Consider the following 25,224-nt stretch of genomic DNA (forward strand, 5'->3'; position numbering starts at 1 on the left):
TCAACAGCGGTCACAGGTTGCCCGGAATCTCAATCTTGAGAGACATGTCGACCTCGGCCGCCTCAATGCGCTCGTTGTAGATCACCACGAGGTCCCTCAGTCGCTTCTTGATCTCCGATTGAGAGAATCTGGCAGTTTCTTCAATGTTGGTTCCCACAAAGTCCTCGATGGACTGGATAGCCACGAGCTTTTCGATGCCTGCGTCTTGGGCATAGGTGGTGGCGCGGCCAAGCTGGTCGTTCGGCACCAGCACTCGTGGCCTGAAACGATTATTCAAGTTGTCCTGGCAACGCCCGGCGAACAGTTCCATCGTGGGCGACATGGTGACATGGATGGCAGTGTCGTTGAGCTGATAGTCGCCAGCGCGGCCAGTCTGCTGATCGGCTGTGGTATAGCTTTCTTCGTTTATGCCGTCGATGCGGACGCCGGTACCATCGAAACGGATCTTGAGCTTGGCCCCCACAAGGTGCTGCGCCACCGCACCAGCGGCGTTGCCAGGTCTCTGACGGGCCGCGTGAAGGATAGAGCTGACCACGGAGCGGATCGACCAATCTGGGTTGAGATCGGCGGTGATCTTCTTTTTCTCGAAGTAGTCCTCACGCACTTTCTCAACGAACCACTGCTGAAGGAGGAAAGCCAACTCGGCGAGCTGTACGGCGTCGAACTCGTGGACCCCGGCTGTGCTGCCAGCTTCGTTGATCACACAGGCCAATCCGCGCGCATGCTTGATTGTGCCTCGAGAAGTTCGAGCGCCCTCAGTATGATATTTACGCATTTCGCCGTGCTCGGCCAAGATCGTGCGCGCCTTCGAACCACCGGCGTTCTTCAGCTGTGCCCCTGGGGCATAATTCGCCTCATCCAAGGGGAAATCGGAAGCCAAGAACTCAGTCATATAAAGCCCGGTCGTGATGACGTTCGCATAGATGCCTCCGGTCCTGAGCCGATTACCTTCGTACCAAGGCTCAATCGACTCCAGCATGAGATCGGCAACCTGGCGAACCCTTGCCGAAATCCCTGCAGCTTCGTTAATCGAGACCATCGCATTTCCAGCCTTCTACTCAGAGGGACCGGGATCCCGTGCTGCCACTCTGATCGACATGGGCCGGAATCCCCCGACGCCGGCCGCAGATCAGGAAGAGCCTGCTGCGGACATGGCCGCAGCAGGCGGACGGTTCAAAGGTTCGTGGGAATCTCAATCTTGAGAGACTTGTCCGCCTCGGCCACATCGATGCGCTCGTTATAGAGCTCCAAGAGTTTCCGCAACTGGGCCTTGATCTCAGCGTTGGCGAAACCGGCGACCTCTTCGATGTTTGTACCCACGAAGTCCTCGATGGATTGGACAGCCACCTGCTTATGAAAGCCTGTCAGGCGCGCGATCTGGCTAGCAGCTGCCACGGCATTCTCCGGCACCAAAACCCGCGGCCTGAAGCCATTCTTGATGTTCCCGGCGCATCGCTCGCTGAATACTTTCTCACCGGGAGACATTGTCACGTGAATGGCCGTATCGCCGACCTCGTAGTCCCCAGCTCGCCCAGTCTGCACATCAGCAGTCGTGTAGCTCTCGACATTGATCTTCTCGGCCGGAAAGCGGATCTGAAGTTTTGCCCCTACCAGATGCTGGGCGATAGCACCTGCGGTGTTTCCGCCGCGCTCACGCCCTGCCTCCAGCAGATTTGCGACGGTCGTGCGAACAGAGAAGTTTGGATCGATCTCCGCGCTGACCTTTTTCCTACCGAAGTAGTCTTCCTGAATTCGGGAGACGAACCAGGCTTGGAGGATGTGCGCCAGGAGCTTGCGTTCCGAGAGAGTGAATTCCGCCACTCCCTCCTGAGATCCTGCCAGGTTAATTATCTCGGCGAGAGTCTCAGCGTGCTTAATTGTGAGCCTTGAAGTTCGACCACCCTCGCTGGTGAACTGACGGGTTTCAGCATGATCGGCCAAAAGGGCCTTAGCCTTCGAACCGCTTGCGCCTTTAACCTGAGAGTCCGCCCTGTAGTCCCCGCGAGAGAGCGGAAACGCAGTAGACAGGAACTCTGTGATGTAGAGACCTGCACACATCACGTTAGAGTCGACCGCCCCTTTCTTGCTGCGCTTACCCTCGTACCAGGGCCGCACCTGCTGGATCATCGCTTCGGCGGCGCTGATCACAGCCTCCGAAGGCTGCTGACTCTGGGTCGACACCACTTGACGGCTCTCCTTTAGAAATGGCATTGCATTTTGGTGATTTAAGAACAACAAACTAAACGTATTGCTTGGTCGGAAGCCTTGCCAATCGAAGAGATCATGGGAACCGCTCTTCAGCCTCTTCAGCGCCATCAACCTGCCCTCAGGGCTAAAATTGTGCATTCTTGCATCGAAATCGACGTCTATCTCGGCAAGAAGTCCGAGGGGAAGCTCCGCCCTGGCGTTAAGCCGGACACCCACCTCAGCCGGTTCACGGATCACGCGCACACGACTTCGCGCAGGGTCTCGTCAGCTGGTCCCGCCTCGCACCCCTCGGTGGGCGACAGCATCCTGCCCGACAGAAGCGGTTCGAGGTAGTTCTCCGCCAGCCACCGGACCGCGTCCACACACACGGCATCACCGAAGCCCATGATCGATTGATTGCGACTCTCCGGCAGTGTGTAGTCCGGGGCACCCATGAGCTTGGCGTACTCACGTGCCGTCATCCAGCGCACCTTGAGCGGCTGGTTCTTCCTGATCCGCACGACTGCCTGCTTCGATGAGCCACCCCCTGCGGTACGGAGGCAGCCGGCGATGTCGTCAGCACGGATTTCCCACGCGGGAACGCCTCCCCGGGTACGCCGGTACGCGGTTCGATAGATCGTTTTCCCAGCGACTGCGATTTCGCCCTTGCGTTTCTGCTGGATCTTCGACAGCTCGGCTGTGAACTTTGCGGTCCGTTCCTTGTCCCACCACTCGACGCCGTCGTCCGAGTCGCCATCGACCAAGTCCGTCCAGCCCTCGGTCAGCAAGGGAGGCGGCGAGGGAAGCAGAGCGCGATGCGTGACGAGCCCAGGAGCGTCCAGAACAGCGTCGAGCCACTTCGGTCGAAGCTCGGTGTTACGAGCGTCGTCCCTGAGCAGTGGCTTTTCCAGACTGGCGACGAGAAAGAGCCTCGGCCTGGACTGCGGAACCCAGCGGCGGGCATCCAGGGTGATCACATCGACCGAGTAGCCCAGGAGATTGAGCTTCCGCATGGCGGCCTTGATGTCCTCACCGCCGTGGCTGGTGGCGAACCCGTTGACGTTCTCCAAGGCCACCACTCGAGGCTTGTCGGGCCCCAGGCGCCCCAAAATGTCCGTGAGATTCCAAAATGTTCCCGATGCGCTACCGGCGAGGCCCTCACGGCCTCCCGCCAGAGAGAGGTCCGTGCACGGGAAGGACGCCCATGCGAGGTCAAGGTTCCTCGGCACACCGGCTGCGTCGATGTCCTTGGCGACGTCCTTGATGTTCTGGACCTTATAGCGCTTAGCCTCGCCCTGGCCGAAGTGGCCGAGGTAAGTGCTCTGCTTACTCTCTTCGAGATCGTTGGCCCACGTGACCTTGAAACCGCAGTCAGCGCCTTCCAGCCCCAGCCGGGCCAGACCGATGCCAGCGAAGAACTCGGCTACGGCGTATTCCAGCTTCGCTGCCGAACCATTCGCCTCGCCGACGGAGACGCGAGGGATGAGAGAGGTGGATGCCGGTGCAAGAGTCACAGGCTAGATCCTAGGTCACAGCTTATTGATCATGGGAGTGGATGGCACGGCCCGCGAGCTTCGGCCGAGCCGCTCGGCAACCTACCGACCCTTGCCCCTCGCGGCCCGTAGCGACCTACGATGGAGTGTGAACCAGGATCAACCGTCGTGGGCCTCCAACGAGGCTGTACGCGCGAGTATGAAGGCAAACCGAAGCCGGGACACAGCCCCCGAACTCGCGTTGCGTCGGGCTGTGCACGCACTCGGGATGAGATATCGCGTTGCTGCGCGGCCCCTGCCTACAGTCAGGCGCACAGCCGACCTCGTCTTCGCAAGGGCTAGGGTTGCTGTCTTTCTCGACGGGTGCTTCTGGCACGGCTGCCCCGAACATCACACCGTGGCCGTCCGGAACGGCCAGTACTGGGCTGACAAAGTGGCGCGTAACAAGGCGCGCGACGCCGACACTGATCAGCGGCTGCGCGACGCTGGTTGGGAGCCCATTCGCGTCTGGGAGCATGAGGATGTTCTTCTGGCAGCCGAGCGTGTTCGCTCGGTGGTGCTTTCACGCAAGCACCCGCCCTCTCGTTAGCGACGCCTACCGCCCTCAGGTCGTATGAGTGGAGGACAGGGCTGTGCAAGCATGGGCCCGCCAGGAACGTCCATGATCACTGTCAGCTCGCCGTGGTGTGTCCGAGAAGGATTGAGGGCGGGAGGTCCGACATGGCCGATCTGATCGAGAAGTGGGCAGCGCAGGTCGCCGATGCCGAACTCAGCTGCACACTTCCACGGAGGTGGGCGCATACACAGGGAGTGGCCGACCGCGCCGCCGAAGTAAGCCAGGTCCTCAACCAAGACGCCAGCCTTCTCGTCGCCGCCGCCACGCTGCACGACATTGGGTATGCGCCTCGCCTGGCGGTGACGGGGTTCCATCCGCTGGACGGAGCTCGGTTCCTTCGTGACGAGCACAGGGCCGACCAGCGGCTGGTGCGGTTGGTCGCGAACCACTCGTTTGCGCTTCTTGAGGCCGAGGAGCGCGGGCTACAAGAGGAGCTCGCGACGGAGTTCCCCTTGCTGGAGGAGCCGCTGCTGGTGGACGCCCTCGTGTACTGCGACATGACCACGACGCCCGACGGCGACCGGACCACCGCGCAGGACCGGGTAGCGGAGATCGTCAGCCGCTACGGGAACGACAGTGTGGTCGGGCGGTTCATCCGCCGGGCGGCTCCGGAGATCTTTGCCTCCGTGGAGCGGGTGGAAGCTGCCCTGGCTGCTCAGCCGAGGTAGGGGTAGGTGCCGGCGAGGTAGTCCCCGATCTGCTGGCGCATGCTCGGGTGGATGTCGTACTGGTCGAGGTCGGCCGGCTGGACGAAGCGGACGCCGTCGGCCTCGTCGTTGATCGTGGGCACTCCGCCGACGGGTCGGCCGATGTAGGTGTTCTCGTACTGCTGGCGGATCTCGCCGTCGGTGTACGCAACGATGTGGTTCGGGTTGGTGTAGACGCCGAGGAACCCGGTGAGCTCCGCGATGATCCCGGTCTCCTCCAAGCACTCGCGCACCGCACACTCGGCCGCGGTCTCACCGATGTCCTGGGCTCCGCCGGGGAGTGCCCACTGGCCGGTGTCGCGGCGACGCTGGAGGAGGATGGCGCCCGTCTCGTCGGCGACGAGCAGGTTACTGGCCGGGATGAGGGTGTTCGCCTTCGGAGCAGAGGGATCGTTGTAGTACTCAGTCCTGCCCATGGTCGGCGATCCTCTCCTGGTCGGGTGCCCATTGTCTCGCTGCGGCCCAGACAGCGTCGAAGCTTTCCGCGTAGTTGTCGAACCACCCTGTATCGCCTGCCCTCTTGAGGTGCAGGAGGGGGTTGGCGCTGGCCGGTTGACCCCAGATGTGTGGGTTGACGAGCAGGTTGTCGTCGTAGCGGAACATGGACGTGTAGAGGGTGGTGTCGTGGAGTCGTACGCCGCACCCGGCCTCGCCCAGCAGCGGGCGGTAGTACGTCAATGATGCGCGGATCTTGGCGGCGAGGGTGTCGCCGATTCCCTCTTCGCGGCCCCGTACGGCGACTGCCTGTCCGTCGGGGTCGCCGAAGCACAGGCGAACCCGCACACCGTCGGCGGCGCGTTCGGAGAGCATCTTGGCGACATGGGGGTTGGACTGGGCGAAGAAGGTGCCGGAGAAGACGAGGACGCCGATCTCGTGCCGCGCCTCTCGCAGCAGTGCGAGCCATACGTCCCGGGGCACGCTGGCCCGGTTCTGGTAGGTGCCGACCAGCTCGGTGCCTAACCCGTCCCTCGGCCGGCCTGGACGCTTGGACGGCTCGGGCCAGAGAAAGGTCTCTTCGACGCGCAGGTGTCGCGCGACGCGGAAGCGGTGCCGTGCATGGGGAATCCGTCCGCCCAGCCATCGGCTGACCGTCTTGGGATCTACCTCGCAGATCTCGGCGAGTGCATCGGGCGAGACGCCGCGTTGGCCGAGCACGGTGCGCAGTCGGTTGTTCACAGCAGCCATCGAATCGGCACGGTGCGTGATCGCGCAAGGACGTTTTGGGACGCAGTCCGCTGTAGTGAAACCTCCCGGACTGCCTACTCTGGCGGCATGGAGCTCTTCGTCCTGTGGGACATCGACCACACCCTCATCGAGAACGCGGGGGTCAGCAAGGAGATCTACGCCGCGGCCTTTCGTGCCCTCTCAGGTCGGGAGCCCACGGAGCCCGCGCGCACTGAGGGGCGTACGGATCGGATGATCATGCGCGACATGTTCGTCCGCGAAGGGCTACCCATGCCCGACTGGCCCTTCGTCGAGACGGCGCTCGCCCAGGCAGGGGAGGCGCGCCTGGAGGAGCTGCGCAGGCGTGGGACCGCCCTGCCCGGTGTGCACGAGGCCCTGAAAGCCGCCTCGGCTCAGACCGGTTGGGTCTCCTCAGTCCTCACCGGCAATGTCGCCGCCAACGCCCGTGTGAAGCTTGCCGCGTTCGGGCTCGACTCCATGCTTGATCTACCGGTCGGCGCCTACGGAGCGGACGCGGAGCTCCGCCCCCACCTGGTCGCTGTCGCCCGCGAGCGCGCACAGCGGCTTCATGGTGTTCCGGCCGACGTTCCCACCGTCCTCGTGGGGGACACCCCTCGTGACGTGGAAGCGGCTCTGACCACAGGCTCCGGCGTCCTCGCTGTCGCCTCCGGCATCCACACCCAGGAGGAACTGACCGCCGCCGGAGCCGTCGAAGTCCTGCCCGACCTGTCGGACACGAAGCGTGTCCTCGGCATTCTGGAGTCCTTCGCAGGTCACTGAAGACGTCCCAGGACGTCCTTGGACCGTCCCCGAACGCGGTGTCGAGGTCCCCGAGCAGAAGGCCACTATCAGGCTCCCACCAGGCAATCAGCCGAAGGAGCCGACGTGATCGAGGAAGTCACCGGGATCAAGAAGATCCGCATGCTGTACCTGCAGCTGCTCTACCGCTGCAACTTCACGTGCCTGCACTGCTTCCACGGCAAGCGGCTCCAGTACGCCGACGCCTTCACCGTCGACGAAGCCGCGGGTCTTCTCACCCTGATGCGGGACGAGTACGGCACCGAGGCAGTGACCCTGCTTGGCGGAGAGCCCTTCGTCCACCGGGACCTCGCGCAGGTCGTCCGCCACGCCAAGGAGGAACTGGGGCTGCGCGTCGAGATCTGCACCAACGGGTACCGGATCGAGCGCCGTCTGACCGAGATCGCCCCCTCCCTGGACCTGCTCAGGGTTTCGCTGGAGGGCGTCGGGTCGACCAACGACGGCATCCGAAAGCAGGGCAGCTACAAGAGCGCCCTGGAGGCGCTCCGGCTGGCTCGGGATCTCGGCGTTCCGACCGGTGCGACCATGACCGTCACCTCGCGGAACATCGCCGAAGTCCTGCCCCTCGGAAGGGCCTTGGCGCAGCTCGGGGTCCGGCAGCTCAAGCTCCACCACCTGCGGCCGGTCGGCAACGCCGCCGATCATCCCGAGCTGCTGGTCACCTCCCCTTCCGCCTACGGGCGGCTCCGGGACGAGCTGGCGTCAGCCGATCTGCCCTTGGAGGTGATCGTCGACGAGGACCTCTCCGAGGACGGTGCCCCGCAGGTGTGCGCGCCCTCCGACGGTCCTCGCGAAATCGACCGCATCGAGGTCGACCCGCGCGGTGCGCTGACCATGTCCTGCAAGGCCGTGGGCAAGGACGCGCACGCCTTCTGGTACGAGAAGGCGGCAGGACGCATCGTCCACAAGCCCTCGTCCGTCGACGAACTCACTCTCGCGGTACCGGACGTGGTGTACGGCCGTGCCTGATCACCCACGCTTCGAGAGCCTGGAGGGGTTACGCGGCACCGGCAAATCCACCCTCGCGCCCATGCTCGCCGCCGCCCGACAGGCCGTCCTCGTCGCTACCGTCCCGCTGCCCTACCAGCCGCTCAGACAGGCGCTGGACGAGCGGACGAATGTAGAGGCACGGATGTGCTTCTACCTCTCGGGCCTGTTCACCGCGGCCGAGGAGATCCAGCACCACCTCGACGCCGGCGTCCCGGTCGTCGTCGAGAGCTACTTCGCCCGGTGCCTCACCACTCACCGGGCCCTGGGGGCACAACTCGGTATCACCCTGCCGAGCTGGCTGCCGACACCCGCTACCTACCACCTCGTCTGCGACGACGACGAGAGACAACGTCGACTCGCTGGGCGGAACAAGCCGGTGTCGCGGTGGGACTCACTGATCGAGACCGCTACGGACCGGGTGACGGACGCCTACGCCTCGTTCCCGATGCATCGCGTCGACACCACAGGGCGCAGCCCCGACGAGGTCCTCCGAGTGATCATGGATACCGATACGCAAGGAGCGCACCCCCATGCAGACTCAGAGCCTGTGGGAGCACACCCTCACGTTCTTCCCGCAGTTCCTCGCCACGTTGCGGGGACGTGTCGCCCCTGACGCCACCGTCGCGGTGGTCGGCGCGAGCGACGGCAAGTTCGTCCTGCCCCTCGCCGCCGCCGGCTACCGCGTCGTCGCCATCGAACGCGACGCGGTCGCCCTCCACGGGGGCGACGTCCACCTCCCGGGTGACAGCCAGGCCCACGCGTTGGGACTGATCGATCGCCTGAAGCTCGAAGAACTCCACGAACGCGTAGAGGTTGTTGAGGACGATTTCCTGAACGGCGAGCCCCTGGGCCTGCAGTGCGACGCGGTCTGGACGAGCTGCTCGTGGCACTACAGTGCCAACCACCACCGCCCGCTCGGCGAGTTCGTCGACCGTATGCAGCGCCTGGTTCGCCCAGGCGGCATCTTCGGCACGGAGTTCATGATGCCCGTCGAAAGACGCCACCACATGATCGAGCACTACACCTCCCCGGAACGCCTTCACCCCCACTTCATCGGCGACTGGGAGGTCCTGCTCACCCTGCGCACCACTGAGTTCACGGAGCGCGCCCACGTCGGCCAGCTGCACGACCACACCCACCGCATGGGCCTCCTGCTCGCGGCCCGGACATCAACCCTCACCGACCACTTCTGAGAGAAGACCCCATGAAGCACGAATACGAGGCCAAGTTCCTGGCCGTCGACGTCGCCGGCCTCCAGAACAAACTGAGCGCCCTCAATGCGGTCCAGGCATTCCCCCGCACGCTCCTTACCCGCAAGATCTTCGAGAACGACTCCCTCGACGGTGGAGCCTGGATCCGTCTGCGGGACGAGGGCACCCGCTCGACGCTCACGCTCAAGCAGGTCACCGACGCAACGACGATCGACGGCACCAAGGAGATCGAAACCGAGGTCACCGACCTGCACGCCATGGCCGACATCCTGCGCCGGGTCGGCCTCACCGAGGTCCGGTACCAGGAGAACTACCGCGAGGAATGGCGCCTGGGTGAGGTCGCCTTCGACTTCGACACCTGGCCCGACCTTTCCACCTTCCTGGAGATCGAAGGCCCCGACGAGGCATCGGTGCGCCAGGCCGCCGCCCTGCTGGACCTCGACTACTCCGAGGCCCGGTTCGGCAGCGTAGACGAGATCTACAAGAGCGAGTCCGGCCGCGACATCCTCTCCGAACCCACGCTCCTGTTCTCCGAAGCCGAGAAGCAGAAGGAAGCTTCTCCCACGGCCCAGGACCGTTGATCGCGGAAGGAGACGAGCGATGCTGACGGAAGTCGCCCTACAGCACAGGGTGATCCCCGGGATCGCCGAGTTCGCCCGAGGAGGACTGCCCTCACCGGCGGCCACCGACGACGGCAACGAGTGGGTCGACGGAGCCTGCTGGCTCTACTGCGGGCAGCGGTGGACGCGCGTCCTGTGGATCGGTCCCGCCAAAGTCGTCGGGGCCCAAGCCCCGATGTACGCGTGCGGCGCCTGCATCGGCGCGCTGCAGGAACGGGTCTGGCAATCCTTCTTCAACGAGAACCGCCCGGCCCGCTCCACCCGGCCAAACGAATCCGTCGAGGTGGGGCCGTCGACCTCCGACAAGAGAACCGGCAGGCATCGGGGCCAGAGCAGGCTCTTCCGCCGTAATTAAGCCCCCGCCCCGGTCACGCTGGCACCCGCTGTCCCCCGCAGCGAGAGCCCGTGGCCGGGGCGGGTCATTGGCGTGCGTGCCTTCGGCGGAAGCCCCGAGACGAACAGCCTGACAACACAGCGACCGTTTCACGTCCACCGATACGGTCTTCCCTGCCATCCTGGGCCTCTTGGAGGAGCAGTCGTGACGCAGCAGACCACGGACAAGCAGCCGGGCATCGCCGCCGCCATCGTCGTTTACGACGGCCGCGTGCTCATGGTCCGCCGCCGGGTGAGCGAGGGGCAGCTCTCCTGGCAGTTCCCCGCCGGGGAGGTCGAGCCCGGCGAAGGGCGCGAGGCCGCCGCCGTACGGGAGACCCGGGAAGAGACAGGGCTGACCGTTGAGGCGGTCAAGCTGCTCGGCGAGCGCGTTCACCCCAAGACGGGCCGCCTCATGTCCTACACCGCCTGCCAGATCCTGGTCGGCACGGCTCACGTCGCCGATACCGAGGAGCTGGCCGAGCTTGCCTGGGTCACCCTCGGCGACATCCCGGAGTACGTGCCGTACGGGCTGTTCGAGCCGGTGCAGGACTACCTCGACAGGGCCTTGTCCGCGTAGACCGCTCCGAGCTCCGGCGGGGAACCGCGGGCGAGCACCAAAGCTCCACAACTTACTGGGTCTTGCCTGGATGCGGGGCTCCGTGCCAACGAACGCCTCCCCCCTCACAGACGTGGACGGTGCTTCTGTTCCGCCGGGACCGCCGACCGTGCGGGCTCAGCCACACCGGCGGATAGTGCACTCGCGGACAGTCGCATGGTCGTAGTCCTGCGGGCGGCTTCGGCGCGGGGGTTGGGTGCGGGGTTGCGGCTGGTGTGCTGGATGCGAGTGATCAGGACGCGGGCGGGCTGGCGGGCGCTCGTGAGTTCGCGCTGAGCGGCGGCTTCCTTGAGGAGCTGGTGGGGTTTGTGGCCGCCTGCTTCGGCGTCGGCGAGGACGGTGGCGAGGGCCGGCCAGGCGGGGTCGGTGAGGATGCGGTCGGCGTGGTCGGGGACGGCGGCCCGGACGTCATGGGCCAGGGTTCGGCTGGCCTGGTCGCTCGGCTGACGAGCGGCGAGGTTGTCGATGAGAGGGCGTCACGCCCCCGTTCCTATGGCCCGACCTGGCCGACGTAATCGACTCATCCGGGAGCGATCCCGAAACCAGCGAGGAGAATGATCTTTGAAGGGCTCCACCTACCGCCGCTGCTCCTGCCGCGACCCCAAGACCGGCAAGGAACTCGGCACCACCTGCCCCAAGCGCAACAGCAGGAACCACTGCACCTACTCCGTACGCCAGGAGCTCTCACCCCGCGAGGACGGCAGCCGCCGCTCCTTCGCCCGTGGCGGGTACGCGAGCCTCAAGGCAGCCCAGGCCGACCTCGACCACGTACGCGCCTTGCTCGGGCTCGCCGACTCGGACGACCCCGAGGGCACCGAACTCATCGCCGAGATGCTGGCCGAGGTCAGCCGCGAACGGTCACCTCTGCCCGAGGTCGAGGAGACGCGGCGGCGCCTCAACTCCGGTCAGGACCTCATAGGCAGCCTGACCGTCGCCGAATGGCTCGACCGGTGGCTGGCCGGCAAGCGCATACGCAAGTCCGGCCTCAACCGCTACGAGACCGATATCCGCGTCCATCTGAAGCCGCGCATCGGCAGCCGGCGCCTGGACCGGCTGCGCGTCAGCCACCTCAGCGAGATGTTCACCGACATTCGCGAGGCGAACGCCCAGATCCTGGAGGACAACGCCCAGCGGCGAGCCGCTCTCGACGAGCTGGCGACGGTGCCGTGGAAGGGCGTCGGGAACCGCGCCCGCCGCACGGCCATGAAGGCCGCGATCGACGAGATGCCACCCTTCCGGCGCGTCACCGGACCGGCCACGCGCCTGCACATCAAGGCCACCCTCCGGGCGGCCCTGAACGACGCGATCGGGCAGCAGATCATCACGTTCAACCCGGCCGCCCATGTCGAGATCGACCCCGTGCGCAAGCCGAAGGCGCTCGTGTGGACGGACGAGCGGGTCGCCAAGTGGGAGCAGACGGGCGAGAAGCCGTCGCCCGTGATGGTCTGGACGCCGGAACAGACCGGTGCCTTCCTCGACTTCGTCGCTGAGGACCGGCTGTACGCGATGTGGCACCTGATCGCGTTCCGCGGCCTCCGCCGTGGCGAGGCGTGCGGCCAGCCGTGGTCGGAGACGAACCTCGACACCCACTTCCTCACCGTCTCCTCTCAACTCGTCCAGGACGGCTGGGAGGTGGAAGCGTCCGACCCCAAGACCGACAGCGGCTCCCGCGTGGTCGCCCTCGACGACGACACCGTCGACGTTCTGAAGCACCACCGCGAACGGCAGGAAACGGCCCGCGAAGAATGGGGCACAGCCTGGGTCGAGACCGGCCACGTCTTCACGCAGGAAGACGGCTCCTGGCTCCACCCCGGCAAGGTGACCGACCTCTTGAGCGCCTCGTCGCCGCCTCCGGTCTCCCGCCGATCCGCCTGCACGATCTGCGCCACGGCGCTGCCACCCTCATGCTCGCCGCCGACATCGACATCAAGATCGTGTCGGACACCCTTGGGCACAGCGACACCCGCATCACGCGGGACATCTACCAGAGCGTCCTCCCCCACGTCGGCAAGAGCGCCGCCGAGGCCACCGCGAAGCTCGTCCCCCTCCAGCGCAAGGCCGAGGCCGAGAAGGCCGCGCGCAAGGCCGCGAAGAAGGAGAAGGCCAGGAAGGCTGCGGCCAAGGCGGCCGACGTCGGCAAGGGCAGCAAGGGTGGCGGCAAGCCGAAGAGGGACAAGGCGAAAGCCCAGGCCAAGGCAGCCAAGAAGGCCACACGCCGCAAGCCCACACAGTAGGTCCCGAGCGGCTCCGCTCACGCAAGCAACATCACGGCAACCCGGCCGTGTGACCCACCATGCCCCGAGCAACAGAAAACCCCAGGTCACGGGCTATGTGACCTGGGGTTCAACTGAGCCGCCTTCGGGATTCGAACCCGAGACCTACGCATTACGAGTGCGTTGCTCTGGCCAACTGAGCTAAGGCGGCGCGCCCTGTCGCACTATGGTGCGATCAGCAGCGGGGCCAAGTCTACACAGTTTCCGGGGGTGCTCCGCACATGGCACCCCCGGAGCCATTCGCACAGGTCAGGGCGGGTCGGAGAGGGTCGGCGCGGGTACAGGACAGGCCGGGCCCGGTGGTCAGGTGCACTTCTTGCCGTCGGTGGGCGGGGTGCCCTCCAGGAGGTAGGTGTTGATCGCCGTGTCGATGCAGTCGCTGCCGCGGCCGTACGCGGTGTGGCCGTCGCCGTCGTACGTGAGCAGGGTGCCGGAGGAGAGCTGCTCGGCGAGGGACTCGGACCACTTGTACGGGGTGGCCGGGTCGCGGGTGGTGCCGACGACGACGATCGGGTCGGCGCCCTTCGCCTCGGTGCGGTGCGGGGTGCCGGTGGCCTTCGTCGGCCAGTAGGTGCAGTTCAGGGAGGCCCAGGCGAAGCCGCGGCCGAAGACCGGGGATGCCTTCTCGAAGTCCGGGACCGCCTTCTCGACCGCGTCGGGGCCGTCGAAGGCGGGCGGCAGGTCGAGGCAGTTCACGGCGGCGTTGGCGAACATCAGGTTCGCGTATTTTCCGTCCGGCTCGCGCTCGTAGTAGCCGTCGGCCAGGGACAGGAGGCCGGAGCCGTCGCTGCGCTGCGCGCCCGCCAGCGCCTCGCGGAGCTGCGGCCAGGCCGCCTCGTCGTACATGGCGGCGATCACCCCGGTGGTGGCCAGGGACTCGCCCAGCTTGCGGTCGTCGCCGGTCGGGATCGGCTTCGCGTCCAGGTCCGTGAAGAGTTGCTTCAGCGCGGTTGCCGCGTCGGCGGTGGACGTGGTGCCGAGCGGGCAGTCCGGCTGCTTCACACAGTCGGCGGCGAAGGACTGGAACGCCCCCTCGAAGCCGGCCGTCTGGTCGCGGTTCATGTCGATGGCCTTCAGGGACGGGTCCATCGCCCCGTCCAGGACGAGGCGGCCGGCCCGCTCCGGGAAGAGATCCGCGTAGGTGGCGCCCAGGAAGGTCCCGTACGACGCTCCGACGTAATGCAGCTTCTCGTCGCCGAGCAGGGCCCGCAGGACGTCCATGTCGCGGGCCGTGTCGACGGTGGAGACGTACGGGAGGATCTCGCCGCTCCGCTTCTCGCAGCCCGCCGCGAACTTCTCGAAGGACGCGCTGAGCTTCCGGACCTCCGCGTCGTCGTCGGGCGTCTGGTCGACCTGGGTGTAGGCGTCCATCTCCGGGCCCGTGAGGCACTCGACGGGCTCGCTGCGGGCCACGCCGCGCGGGTCGATGGCCACCATGTCGTAGCGGGCCCGCACCTGGGCCGGATAGCCGAGTGCCGCGTACCCCTGGAGATAGCCGATCGCGGAGCCGCCCGGGCCGCCCGGGTTCACCAGGAGGGAACCGATCCGCTTGCCCGGTCCGGTGGCCTTCTTGCGGGAGACGGCGAGGTCGATGTCGCCGTCATCCGGCTTGTCGTAGTCCTTCGGCGCCTTCATCGTCGTGCACTCGAAGCCCTCCACCCCGCAGTCGCGCCAGCTCAGCTTCTGCGTGTAGTACGACGACAGCCCCTCGGGAGCGGCGGTGCCGGTGGCCGACGCGTTCGGCGAGGAGCCGCTGCCACTGCAGCCGGAGATGAGCAGGCCGGCAGCGCCGATCCCGATGGCGAAGGTGCGGAGCAGCCGCCTGGTAGTCATTCAGGGAGCGTATCCGGCGGGTGACGAGTCGTCCGATTCCCTGCTCATTCGGGTGAACAGGGCAGCCGTGCCCAAGCCCTCAGCCCGCCCGCAACGCCATCGTCATCGCCTCCACCGCGAGCAGCGGCGCCACATTGCGGTCCATCGCCTCCCGGCAGGCGATCACCGACTCGATCCTGCGCAGGGTCTGCGCGGGCGTCGAGGACTCCGCGATCCGGTCGAGGGAGTCCTGCACGTCGGCATTGGCGATCGCCAGCTTCGACCCGAGCTGGAGTGCCAGCACATCGCGGTAGAACCCGGTGAGCTCGGTCAGCGCCAGGTCCAGGCTGTCGCGCTGCGTACGCGTCTTGCGGCGCTTCTGCTTGTCCTCCAGCTCCTTCATCGCCCCCGCCGTACCGCGCGGCATCCGGCCCCCGGCCACCCCGCCGAGCGCCGCCTTGAGGTCCTCGGTCTCCTTGACGTCGACCTCCTCCGCCATCTGCTTGGCGTCGTCGGTGGCCGTGTCGATCAGCTCCTGGGCCGCCTTGAGGCAGCCGCCGACGTCGGCGATCCGCAGCGGAACCTTCAGCACCGCCGCCCGCCGCGCCCGCGCCCGCTCGTCCGTGGCGAGCCGGCGGGCCCGGCCGATGTGCCCCTGGGTGGCCCGCGCCGCCGCGTGCGCCCGCTCGGGGTCGACGCCGTCGCGACGGATCAGGACGTCGGCCACGGCCTCCACCGGCGGGGTGCCCAGGGTCAGGTGCCGGCAGCGGGAACGGATCGTGGGCAGGACGTCTTCGAGCGAGGGTGCGCACAGCATCCAGACCGTGCGCGGCGCGGGCTCCTCGACGGCCTTCAGCAGCACATTGCCCGCGCCCTCGGTGAGGCGGTCGGCGTCCTCCATGACGATGACCTGCCACCGCCCGACCGCCGGCGAGAGCTGGGCGCGCCGGACCAGGTCACGGGTCTCCTTCACACCGATGGAGAGCAGGTCCGTGCGGATGACCTGGACGTCGGCGTGCGTACCGATCAGGCTCGTGTGGCAGCCGTCGCAGAAACCGCAGCCGGGTGCGCCGCCCAGCGCCCGGTCCGGGCTCGTGCACTGGAGCGCGGCGGCGAACGCCCGCGCCGCCGTGGACCGGCCGGAACCGGGCGGCCCGGTGAACAGCCAGGCATGCGTCATCTTCGAGCCCTGGTCCAGCGGCTTGCCGTCGGACACGGAGGTGACCAGCGCATCGGCGTCCTTGGCGGCAGCGGCGAGCTGTTCCTGCACTCGGTCCTGTCCGACCAGGTCGTCCCATACGGTCATGGGTCACCCGCCCTTCCGGTGGTGTCGTGCACCGCCCGCGAACCGCGGTGCGTCGTCGCTCTCCATTGTGGGGGACGCCACTGACAGTCCGGCCCGCCCGCCCCCGGAAGGGACGGACGGGCCGGACTGCACCGTCGGTGGTGGGGCGGGTACGTCAGCCGCGCGGGCGACGTCCCCGGCCCCCGGGGCCTTCGTCCTCCTGGCCCCCGAGCAGCTCGTCCGCCAGGGTCGGCAGATCGTCCAGCGGAGTCTCCTCCGCCCAGTCCGGGCGGGGGCGCTTGCGGCGGCCCTTCTGCTGCCGGTCGGGCGTCGCTCCGGCGTTCGGGTCCTCGACCTGCGGCAGTTCGCGGGTGCGCTCGTTCTCGCTCTCCGCGGGCCGGGCCGCCGGGTCCTCGTCCCGGAAGAAGCCCTGGGGCACCCGGTCGGAGGGCTGATCGGCGGGCACGGGCGGCAGCACGGCCGTCTCGTCCGCGTCCCGGGCCTGCCGGGAGTCAGCCGGCCGCTGGTCCGTGAAGCGCGGCAGCATCGCCGTCTCGTCTTCGCCGGAAGCAGCACCGGAACCGGAGCCGGAGCCAGTACGAGAACCCGTACCCGACCGCGTACCTGTACCGGAGCCGGAAGAACGGTCGTCCTCCGGACGCGCCGTCGGGACCGGCTGCGTGATCTCGTTCGGGTTCACGATCGGTGTGGGCACCGTGAGCTCGTTCTCCGGAACGGAGTAACCGGATGAACCGGATGAAACAGACGGGCCGGATGCACCGGACGATCCGGACGGTCCGGACGCGCCTTCCGAACGCGAGGACGTCTCCGTACGGGCCGCCCGCTGGGCCTCCGCACGATCGGCCTCCGCCCGCGCCGCCTCCGTACGGGCGGCGGCCTCCGCCTCGGCCCGGCGGCGGGCCTCCTCGGCGCGCAGCAGGGCCTCTTCGGCCCTGCGCTGCTTCTCCAGCCGCTGGGCCTCGGCCTCCTTGCGCTGCCGGGCCTCCTCCTCGGCCTGCTTGCGCAGACGTTCCTGCTCGGCCTCGCGGACCCGCTCCTCGGCCTCCAGCCGGAGCCGGTCCTCCTCGGCGCGGCGGCGGGCCTCCTCGGCACGCTGCCGGGCCTCCTCCGCCTGGCGTTCGGCCTCGCGGCGGCGGGCCTCCTCCAGCTCGCGCTGCTTGCGCTCCTCCTCCTCGGCGCGCAGCCGGGCGAGCTGCTCCTGGCGTTCCTTCTCCAGGCGCTCCTCCTCGGCCTTGCGGGCGGCCTCTTCCTCCGCCTTGCGCCGGGCTTCCTCCTCGGCCTTGCGCCGGGCCTCCTCGATGGCCTCGATCTCGGCCTCGGAGAGCGGAAGGAGCTGGTCGAGCCGGTGACGTACGACCGTGGTGATCGACTCCGGCTCCTGGCCGGCGTCCACCACCAGATAGCGCGTCGGGTCGGCCGCTGCCAAGGTCAGGAACCCGGACCGCACCCGCTCGTGGAACTCCGCCGGCTCCGACTCCAGCCGGTCCGGCGCCTCGGTGAACCGCTCCCGCGCGGTCGCCGGGTCGACGTCCAGCAGCACCGTCAGATGCGGTACGAGGCCACTCGTCGCCCACCGCGAGATCCGGGCGATCTCGGTCGGGGCCAGGTCGCGGCCCGCGCCCTGGTAGGCCACGGACGAGTCGATGTAGCGGTCGGAGATGACGATCGCGCCGCGCTCCAGCGCCGGGCGGACGACGGAGTCGACGTGCTCGGCGCGGTCGGCGGCGTACAGCAGGGCCTCGGCCCGGTTGGACAGACCGGCGGAGGACACGTCCAACAGGATCGACCGCAGCCGCTTGCCGACCGGGGTGGCCCCGGGCTCGCGGGTCACGACGACCTCGTGGCCCTTGGCCCGGATCCATTCGGCGAGCGCCTCGACCTGGGTGGACTTGCCCGCTCCGTCGCCGCCCTCCAGGGCGAGGAAGAAGCCGGTGGCGGCGGGCGCGACCGCCGGGTCGCCGCCGCGCAGCGCCTCGCGCAGGTCCCGGCGCAGCGGCACGCCCGCCCGGTCGTCCGTCTTGGCGAGGACGAGGGCGGCGACGGGCAGCAGCAGCGCGCCGAGCAGCATCAGGGTGAAGGCGGCCCCGCCGTGGGCGAAGACGAAGTCGCCGGCGACCAGGCGGTGCCGCCCGATCGCGGCGGCCAGCAGCGGACCGGCGACCGCGCCGAGCGCGACGAGCACCCGGACGACGGCCTGGAGGTGCTCGGTGGTCCGGGCCTGCCGGAACGCCTCGGTCTCCTGGTCGATCAGGGTGTGCCCGGTGTTGGCGGCGACCCCGGCGGTGTAGCCGGCGAGCAGCGCGATGGCGAGCCCGGTGGCGGTGTCCGGCACCAGGCCGAGCGCGAGGAGCGCGAGGCCCGTGACGGCGGTGGCCAGCGCCAGCAGGCGGCGGCGCGACAGGGTGGGCAGTACGTGGCGTGCCGTACGGATGCCGAGGGCGGTGCCGCCGGTCAGTCCGAGGATCAGCAGCGCGAAGGTGGCCGGGCCGCCGCCCAGGTCGTACGCGTGCAGCACGGAGACGGCCGCGGCCGCGGCGACGACTCCGGCGACGGCCGCGCAGACCGCGACGAGCAGGGGCACCGCGCCGGTGCGGCCCTTGTCGGGGCCGTTGCCGGTGGCGGGGCGGCGCAGGCCCTCCAGCGGGGAGCGCGGCCGGGGCGTCTGGGTGGCCGGGAACTGAAGGAAGTACAGGGTGGAGATGGAGGCGGAGAAGAGTCCGGCCGCGACGTAGGACCCCAGGGCCGCCTGGTGGAAGGAGAACCACTCCAGGCCCGAGCCGAGGAGGTTGCCGACCAGTGTGGCGACCAGCAGGACCACCGCGGCGGCGGGCACGGCGAGGAAGTCGGTGCGGAGCGACAGACGGCGCAGGGCGTCGTGATGGTCGGGCAGGGGGCGTACGGCCGCGCCTTCGAGCGGCGGGGCGGGCAGCAGCGCCGGGGCGGCGCTGTCCTTGGCCACGGCCCACAGGCGCTCAGCGGCGCCGGTCACGAAGACGGTGATGAGGATCATCATGAGCGCCTTGTCGGGCGTCCAGTCGATCCACAGCGGGGCGACGACCAGCAGCGCCAGGCGCAGCCCGTCCACCCCGATCATCAGCCATCGCCGGTCCAGCTTTCCGCCGGGCCCCGTGAGGGACGTCAGGGGCCCCAGGAGTACGGCTCCGAAGAACAGGGTGGAAAGGATCCGGGCACCGAAGACGGCGGCGACGGCGAAGGCCGCCCCGCGGTATCCGGTGCCGAATGAGCCCTCAAGGACCGCCGCTTGCAGCGACAGCAGCACCAGCACGAGAAGGGCGAGTGCATCGCCGATACCGCCGACGAGCTGGGCACTCCACAACCGCTTCAGCGGGGGAATGCGCAACAGGGCCCGTACGGCGCGCTCGCGTGAGTCTGCGGCAAGTGTGTCGGAGGTGGGGCTCACGACCGTTGGCTGCTCGGCTCGCGTCATCCGCCCAGCCTATCGGCAGCGGTGCGGTGACTGTCGGCCCGTCCGAACATATGGACGCAGACAACTTCCGGCCAAGCTCTTCCACGCCCTCGGGACGCACCGCCGCCCGGCACCTGCGTGAGGTGCCGGGCGGCGGTGGCGGTACGGGTGCGAACGGCCCGTCAGTCGTCCGACGGGGCGGAGGAGGAGGCCGAAGCCGTCTTCTTCGCAGTCGTCGTCTTCTTGGCGGCCGTCTTCGTGGCCGTCGCCTTCTTGGCCGTCGTCGTCTTCTTCGCCGCGGTCTTCTTGGCGGCCGTCGTCTTGGTGGCCGTCGTCTTCTTCGCGGCCGTCTTCTTGGCCGTCGCCTTCTTCGCCGGGGCCTTCTTGGCCGTCTTCTTCTTGGCGGGCCCCTTGGCGCGCTTCTCGGCGAGCAGCTCGTAGCCGCGCTCCGGCGTGATGTCCTCGACGCTGTCGTCGGTCCGCAGCGTCGCGTTGGTCTCGCCGTCGGTGACGTACGCGCCGAAACGGCCGTCCTTCACCACGACCGGCGAACCGCTGACCGGGTCGGTGCCCAGCTCCTTCAGCGGCGGCTTGGCCGCGGCCCGGCCGCGCTGCTTGGGCTGCGCGTAGATCGCGAGGGCCTCTTCGAGGGTGATGTCGAAGAGCTGGTCCTCGGAGGTCAGCGACCGGGAGTCGGTGCCCTTCTTCAGATACGGGCCGTAGCGGCCGTTCTGCGCGGTGATCTCGACGCCCTCGGCGTCCTCGCCGACGACGCGCGGCAGCGACATCAGCTTGAGGGCGTCGGCGAGGGTGACCGTGTCCAGGGACATGGACTTGAAGAGCGAGGCCGTCCGCGGCTTCACCGCGTTCTTGCCGGTCTTCGGCGTCCCCTCGGGCAGCACCTCGGTGACGTACGGGCCGTAGCGCCCGTCCTTGGCGATGATCTGGTTGCCGCTGACCGGGTCCGCGCCCAGCTCGAAGTCGCCGCTGGGCTTGGCCAGCAGTTCCTCGGCGAGCTCGACGGTCAGCTCGTCGGGCGCGAGGTCCTCGGGCACGTCGGCCCGCTGGTGGCCCTCGGCGTCCTTCTCGCCCCGCTCGATGTACGGGCCGTAGCGGCCGACGCGGAGCTTGATGTCGTTGCCGACCGGGAAGGAGGAGATCTCCCGGGCGTCGATCGCGCCGAGGTCGGTGACCAGTGCCTTCAGGCCGCCGAGGTGGTCGCCGTCGCCGTTGCCCGCGTCGGAGGCCGATCCGGCCCCGGCGGTGTCGTCACCGGGCTGGGCGCCGAAGTAGAAGCGCTTGAGCCACGGCACGGACTGGGCCTCGCCCCGCGAGATGCGGTCGAGGTCGTCCTCCATGCGGGCGGTGAAGTCGTAGTCGACGAGCCGGCCGAAGTGCTTCTCCAGCAGGTTGACCACGGCGAAGGACAGGAAGGACGGGACGAGTGCCGTGCCCTTCTTGAAGACGTAACCGCGATCCAGGATGGTCCCGATGATCGAGGCGTACGTGGAAGGCCGGCCGATCTCGCGCTCTTCGAGCTCCTTGACCAGCGAGGCCTCGGTGTAACGGGCCGGGGGCTTGGTGGCGTGCCCGTCGACCGTGACCTCCTCGGCGGACAGCGCGTCGCCCTCGGCCACCTGCGGCAGCCGGCGCTCGCGGTCGTCCAGCTCGGCGTTCGGGTCGTCGGCACCTTCCACGTAGGCCTTCATGAAGCCGTGGAAGGTGATCGTCTTGCCGGAGGCGGAGAACTCGGCGTCGCGGCCGTCGCTCGCCCGGCCGCCGATCTTGACGGTGACGGAGTTACCGGTCGCGTCCTTCATCTGGGAGGCGACGGTCCGCTTCCAGATCAGCTCGTAGAGCCGGAACTGGTCGCCGGTGAGCCCGGTCTCGGCGGGGGTGCGGAAGCGGTCGCCGGAGGGGCGGATCGCCTCGTGCGCCTCCTGCGCGTTCTTGACCTTCCCGGCGTACGTACGCGGCTTGTCGGGGAGGTAGCTCGCCCCGTACAGCTGCGTGACCTGGGCCCGGGCCGCGGAGATCGCGGTGTCCGAGAGGGTCGTGGAGTCCGTACGCATATAGGTGATGAAGCCGTTCTCGTACAGCTTCTGCGCCACCTGCATGGTCGCCTTCGCCCCGAAGCCCAGCTTGCGGCTCGCCTCCTGCTGGAGGGTCGTGGTCCGGAACGGGGCGTACGGGGAGCGGCGGTACGGCTTCGACTCGACGGACCGGACCGCGAAGGAGGAGTCGGCGAGCGCGGCGGCCAGGGCGCGGGCGTTCGTCTCGTCCAGGTGCAGGGTCTGGGCGGAGCCGACCTTGAGCTGCCCGTCGGGGCCGAAGTCGCGGCCCTGGGCGATGCGGCGGCCGTCGACCGCGCTGAGGCGGGCGGTGAGGGTCGAGGGGTCGGAGGCGTCACCGGTGCGGCCGGTGGCGAACTTTCCGGTCAGGTCCCAGTACTCGGCGGAGCGGAAGGCGATGCGCTCGCGCTCCCGCTCGACGACGAGGCGGGTGGCGACGGACTGGACGCGGCCCGCCGAGAGCTTCGGCATGACCTTCTTCCACAGGACCGGCGAGACCTCGTAGCCGTAGAGGCGGTCGAGGATGCGACGGGTCTCCTGGGCGTCGACCATGCGCTGGTTGAGCTCGCGCGGGTTGGCGACGGCGGCCCGGATCGCGTCCTTGGTGATCTCGTGGAAGACCATCCGGTGGACCGGGACCTTGGGCCGCAGGACTTCCTGGAGGTGCCACGCGATGGCTTCGCCCTCGCGGTCCTCATCGGTGGCGAGGAAGAGTTCGTCGGACTCGGCCAGCAGCTGCTTGAGCTTCCTGACCTGGGCCTTCTTATCGGCGTTGACGACATAGATGGGCTGGAAGTCGTGTTCGACGTCCACCCCGAGGCGGCGTACCTCGCCGGTGTACTCGTCCGGGACCTCGGCCGCGCCGTTCGGGAGGTCGCGGATGTGCCCGACGCTCGCCTCGACGACGTATCCGGGGCCGAGATAGCCCTTGATCGTCTTCGCCTTGGCAGGCGACTCGACGATGACGAGTCGGCGGCCGCCCTGTGCGGTCTCGCTGGTCGGGGACAACTTCGCTCTTCTCTCCGGTCGACACTCGATGGGCATCCGGGCAGCATCATGACGCTGCCCGCGGTGCTGTCGCTGCGGAGTGTGACGGTACAACCCGCCCCCGTGTCAAACGGCAAAAGCCCGCAACGGCCACTCGAACGGTAACCCGACTTCCGCCATTCCTGCCGCCCGGACCGCCGGGTCCGCGCCGCGCGGGGCTTCGGCCTGCGGCTTTTCGGAGGTGGTCGCGGTGGCCTTCGGAAGACCTGTCGTCCCGGGCGCCGCCCGGCCGGAGGCGAGGATCAGACGAGCGTGAAGCACCACACGCCGAGGCCGAGGAAAACTACGCCGAAGAGCGTCGTGAGTGCGGTGGAGGCGACGGGGCTCACACCGTGCGCCACCGGCGCGCGGTGCAGGGCTCGCGCCCCTGTCCAGATCAGGAGGGCGGCGCCGAACAGCGCGAGGGCCGTACCGGCGAAGACTGCTGAGACGCTCTCCATGTCGTACTCCTGGACCGTCGTGTGACCCGTCGGGCGGACCGCCCGGGGACGGGCCGACCGGCCCGTCGGATCCGGACCTCGGCGGTCCGGCACGGGGAGGTTGTCACCCTGGGGCATCGCCCACACGAACCCGGGGTGAACAGCACTCTCCCGCCGCCCGGCGGAACTCCATCGGCCGCTTACGGGGAGGGGGCGGGCTTACGGGCACCGCGCCGGGGCCGAGGTCGGAGGGCGCGGGCGGGGCCTGCTCGGGCACCGCGCCGGCAGGGCACGGGCGGGCTTGCTCGGGCGCCGCGCCCGGACCGCATATTCCGAATGTTCCGACCGCGACCGGAATACGCGGTCCGGGCGCGTCGGGGAGAGCGCCGGGCACGAACACACTGGTGACAAGGGCACCGCCGCCCGAGCGGGGAGCGGCCCCGGCACGTACCGGAAGGCAGCCGTACGGGCAGGGCCGGCGCGCCCTACGCGCCCTGCTGCCCGACGCCGGGCACCGGCTCCAGGAAGCCTTCCTCGACCAGCAGTCGGATCGCCTGCGGGGTGCGGTCGCGCAGCAGGACCGGGTCCTCCGCCATCAACTGCGCGATGGCGTCCAGGATCCGCCCGGCCGGCAGCGAGCCGTCGGACACGCCCGCGAACCCGGCGGCCACCGCGTCGACCTTGGTCGCCCGCATCATGCCGCGGTGCTGACGCAGCACCACATGCTCGGGGTCCTCCGCGCCGGGCAGGCCGACCTGCTCCTGCACGACCTCGGCGGCGAGGGAGAAGTGCCCGGCGAGCAGCGCCGCGTCGTCTTGGTCGCGGAGATAGTCCTGGCGGGCGAAGTGGTCCTGGACGGCCTGCCCGAGCGGCTGCTGCACCGCGTGCGGCCACTCCTCGACGACGATCGAGGGGTTCCCGGCCGCCGCCGCGGCGGATTTGCGCAGGGTGATCCAGCCGAACCCGACGGCCGTGGCACCCAGCGCCTCGAACTCGTCGAGCCACGCCTCGTACCGCTCGTCGTACTCGGCCGGATCGCTGCGGTGGTCGCCGCTGTCCCGCAGCCACAGCTCGGCGTACTGCGTGACGTCCTGCACCTCGCGCTGGACGATCCAGGCGTCACAGCCGTACGGCACCCAGGAGCGCAGCCGGTCCTGCCACTCCTCGCCCTCCACGTGCTGCCAGTTGGCGAGGAACTGGGCGTATCCGCCCTCGTTCAGATGGTCGCCCGCCTGCTGCACCAGCGTGCGGCACAGGTCGTCGCCGCCCATGCCGCCGTCCCGGTAGGTGAGGCGGGCGCCGGGCGAGATGACGAAGGGCGGGTTGGAGACGATCAGGTCGAACGTGTCGGAGCCCACCGGCTCGAAGAGGGAGCCCTCGCGCAGATCGGCGGGGGCGGCGCCGGACAGCGCGAGGGTGAGCCGGGTGAACTCCAGGGCGCGGGGGTTGAGGTCGGTGGCGGTGACCCGGGTCGCGTGCTGGGCGGCGTGCAGCGCCTGGATGCCGGAGCCCGTACCGAGGTCGAGGGCCGAGGCGACCGGCGTACGCACGGTGATGCCGGCGAGGGTGGTGGAGGCCCCGCCGACGCCGAGGACGACGCCCTCCTCGCGCGAGCCGATCCCGCCCGCACCGCCGACCGCGCAGCCGAGGTCGGACACGATGAACCAGTCCTCGCCGTCCGGGCCGCCGTACGGCCGTACGTCGACGCTCGCGCGGACCGTGCCGTCGTCCGCCGCCCGGGTCACCCAGCCGTCCGCGACGCACTCGTCCAGCGGCAGGGCGGCGCGGGCCCGCTCCTCGGCGACGGGCCGCTGCAGAAGGAACAGCCGCACCAGCGTGTCGAGCGGGGTGTCACCCCGGGTGGCCCGCAGGGCGGGGACGGTCTCGCTGCGGGCGAGGGCGGCATAGGCGGGCGCGCCGAGACGGTCGAGGAGCCCGTCCGCGGTGAAGTCCGCGGCGAGCAGGGCCTCACGGAGGCCGGCGGCGTGGTCGGGTGCGGGAAGGCTGCTCTTACTCACCCACCCATTGTGTCCGGTCCCACCGACAACG

The 25,224-nt window shown here is 68.7% G+C and carries 20 protein-coding genes, 1 tRNA gene and 2 pseudogenes; 10 read left to right on the top strand and 13 right to left on the bottom strand.

The window, feature by feature from the left end:
- Positions 1–10: 10 nt before the first annotated feature.
- From G3I54_RS28405 to G3I54_RS28415, 3 genes are all read right to left on the bottom strand, one after another.
- Positions 11–1,039: a DUF4928 family protein gene (locus G3I54_RS28405; RefSeq protein WP_164618476.1), complete on the bottom strand. Its 1,029-nt coding sequence runs from the start codon at positions 1,037–1,039 to the stop codon at positions 11–13.
- Between the two features lie 134 nt (positions 1,040–1,173).
- Positions 1,174–2,445, bottom strand: coding sequence for a DUF4928 family protein (locus G3I54_RS28410; RefSeq protein WP_164618478.1), 1,272 nt, complete (start codon positions 2,443–2,445; stop codon positions 1,174–1,176).
- Positions 2,442–3,701, bottom strand: a complete 1,260-nt coding sequence (locus tag G3I54_RS28415) for a DNA cytosine methyltransferase (protein ID WP_343240448.1) — start codon at positions 3,699–3,701, stop codon at positions 2,442–2,444. The genes G3I54_RS28410 and G3I54_RS28415 overlap by 4 nt, the downstream gene beginning before the upstream one ends.
- Before the next feature lie 31 nt (positions 3,702–3,732).
- Here G3I54_RS28415 and G3I54_RS28420 point away from each other — a divergent pair, with 31 nt between their 5' ends.
- Complete coding sequence (locus G3I54_RS28420; protein WP_164618480.1) at positions 3,733–4,269, top strand: very short patch repair endonuclease; 537 nt, start codon at positions 3,733–3,735, stop codon at positions 4,267–4,269.
- 131 nt (positions 4,270–4,400) lie between these two features.
- On the top strand, positions 4,401–4,964 hold the full coding sequence (locus G3I54_RS28425; RefSeq protein ID WP_164618482.1) for an HD domain-containing protein: 564 nt from the start codon (positions 4,401–4,403) through the stop codon (positions 4,962–4,964).
- Here the strand turns inward: G3I54_RS28425 and G3I54_RS28430 are convergent.
- Entirely contained in the window at positions 4,952–5,419 is a 468-nt protein-coding gene (locus G3I54_RS28430) for an NUDIX domain-containing protein (RefSeq protein ID WP_018489396.1), read from the bottom strand. The two genes, G3I54_RS28425 and G3I54_RS28430, sit on opposite strands and share 13 nt — an antisense overlap.
- Positions 5,406–6,179 (bottom strand): XRE family transcriptional regulator, encoded by a 774-nt coding sequence (locus G3I54_RS28435; RefSeq protein ID WP_343240449.1) that lies wholly within the window; start codon positions 6,177–6,179, stop codon positions 5,406–5,408. The genes G3I54_RS28430 and G3I54_RS28435 overlap by 14 nt, the downstream gene beginning before the upstream one ends.
- Positions 6,180–6,275: 96 nt before the next feature.
- Between G3I54_RS28435 and G3I54_RS28440 the strand changes: the two genes are divergently transcribed.
- From G3I54_RS28440 to G3I54_RS28470, 7 genes are all read left to right on the top strand, one after another.
- Complete coding sequence (locus G3I54_RS28440) at positions 6,276–6,968, top strand: haloacid dehalogenase-like hydrolase (protein WP_164618484.1); 693 nt, start codon at positions 6,276–6,278, stop codon at positions 6,966–6,968.
- A 105-nt stretch (positions 6,969–7,073) separates the two neighbouring features.
- Positions 7,074–7,976, top strand: coding sequence for a radical SAM protein (locus G3I54_RS28445; RefSeq protein WP_100455371.1), 903 nt, complete (start codon positions 7,074–7,076; stop codon positions 7,974–7,976).
- Between the two features lie 61 nt (positions 7,977–8,037).
- On the top strand, positions 8,038–8,610 hold the full coding sequence (locus tag G3I54_RS28450) for a hypothetical protein (protein ID WP_100455499.1): 573 nt from the start codon (positions 8,038–8,040) through the stop codon (positions 8,608–8,610).
- A complete protein-coding gene (locus tag G3I54_RS28455) occupies positions 8,528–9,190 on the top strand; it encodes a class I SAM-dependent methyltransferase (protein ID WP_164618486.1) in 663 nt (220 codons plus the stop codon). Before G3I54_RS28450 ends, G3I54_RS28455 begins: the two co-directional genes overlap by 83 nt.
- 11 nt (positions 9,191–9,201) lie before the next feature.
- A complete protein-coding gene (locus tag G3I54_RS28460; protein ID WP_164618488.1) occupies positions 9,202–9,789 on the top strand; it encodes a CYTH domain-containing protein in 588 nt (195 codons plus the stop codon).
- A 19-nt stretch (positions 9,790–9,808) separates the two neighbouring features.
- The gene (locus tag G3I54_RS28465; RefSeq protein WP_164618490.1) at positions 9,809–10,183 is read left to right on the top strand and encodes a hypothetical protein; all 375 of its coding nucleotides are present in this window, start codon (positions 9,809–9,811) and stop codon (positions 10,181–10,183) included.
- Between the two features lie 183 nt (positions 10,184–10,366).
- Positions 10,367–10,780 carry an NUDIX hydrolase gene (locus tag G3I54_RS28470; RefSeq protein ID WP_164618492.1) on the top strand — a complete coding sequence of 138 codons (414 nt, stop codon included), beginning with the start codon at positions 10,367–10,369 and terminating at the stop codon, positions 10,778–10,780.
- 104 nt (positions 10,781–10,884) lie between these two features.
- Here G3I54_RS28470 and G3I54_RS39790 read toward each other — a convergent pair.
- Positions 10,885–11,271: pseudogene (locus tag G3I54_RS39790) on the bottom strand (mobilization protein); the annotation flags it as partial.
- Between the two features lie 109 nt (positions 11,272–11,380).
- Here G3I54_RS39790 and G3I54_RS28485 point away from each other — a divergent pair.
- Positions 11,381–13,053, top strand: a pseudogene (locus G3I54_RS28485) (tyrosine-type recombinase/integrase).
- Between the two features lie 116 nt (positions 13,054–13,169).
- Here the strand turns inward: G3I54_RS28485 and G3I54_RS28490 are convergent.
- The 7 genes from G3I54_RS28490 to G3I54_RS28520 all read right to left on the bottom strand — a co-directional run bounded on the left by G3I54_RS28490 (position 13,170) and on the right by G3I54_RS28520 (position 25,193).
- Positions 13,170–13,243 (bottom strand) — tRNA-Thr (locus tag G3I54_RS28490).
- Between the two features lie 152 nt (positions 13,244–13,395).
- Positions 13,396–14,925 (bottom strand): alpha/beta hydrolase, encoded by a 1,530-nt coding sequence (locus G3I54_RS28495; RefSeq protein ID WP_164618494.1) that lies wholly within the window; start codon positions 14,923–14,925, stop codon positions 13,396–13,398.
- Between the two features lie 79 nt (positions 14,926–15,004).
- A complete protein-coding gene (locus G3I54_RS28500) occupies positions 15,005–16,210 on the bottom strand; it encodes a DNA polymerase III subunit delta' (RefSeq protein ID WP_164618496.1) in 1,206 nt (401 codons plus the stop codon).
- 154 nt (positions 16,211–16,364) lie between these two features.
- Positions 16,365–19,658 carry a dTMP kinase gene (gene tmk / locus G3I54_RS28505; protein ID WP_164618498.1) on the bottom strand — a complete coding sequence of 1,098 codons (3,294 nt, stop codon included), beginning with the start codon at positions 19,656–19,658 and terminating at the stop codon, positions 16,365–16,367.
- A gap of 161 nt (positions 19,659–19,819) precedes the next feature.
- Positions 19,820–22,717, bottom strand: coding sequence for a type I DNA topoisomerase (topA, locus tag G3I54_RS28510; protein ID WP_164618500.1), 2,898 nt, complete (start codon positions 22,715–22,717; stop codon positions 19,820–19,822).
- A gap of 281 nt (positions 22,718–22,998) precedes the next feature.
- On the bottom strand, positions 22,999–23,196 hold the full coding sequence (locus G3I54_RS28515; protein WP_032791540.1) for a hypothetical protein: 198 nt from the start codon (positions 23,194–23,196) through the stop codon (positions 22,999–23,001).
- A gap of 464 nt (positions 23,197–23,660) precedes the next feature.
- Complete coding sequence (locus G3I54_RS28520) at positions 23,661–25,193, bottom strand: methyltransferase (protein WP_164618502.1); 1,533 nt, start codon at positions 25,191–25,193, stop codon at positions 23,661–23,663.
- Between the last annotated feature and the right edge of the window lie 31 nt (positions 25,194–25,224).

Origin of the sequence: Streptomyces sp. SID14515 (genome assembly GCF_010548505.1) — a bacterium.
In the GTDB taxonomy this organism is placed as follows: domain Bacteria; phylum Actinomycetota; class Actinomycetes; order Streptomycetales; family Streptomycetaceae; genus Streptomyces; species Streptomyces caviscabies.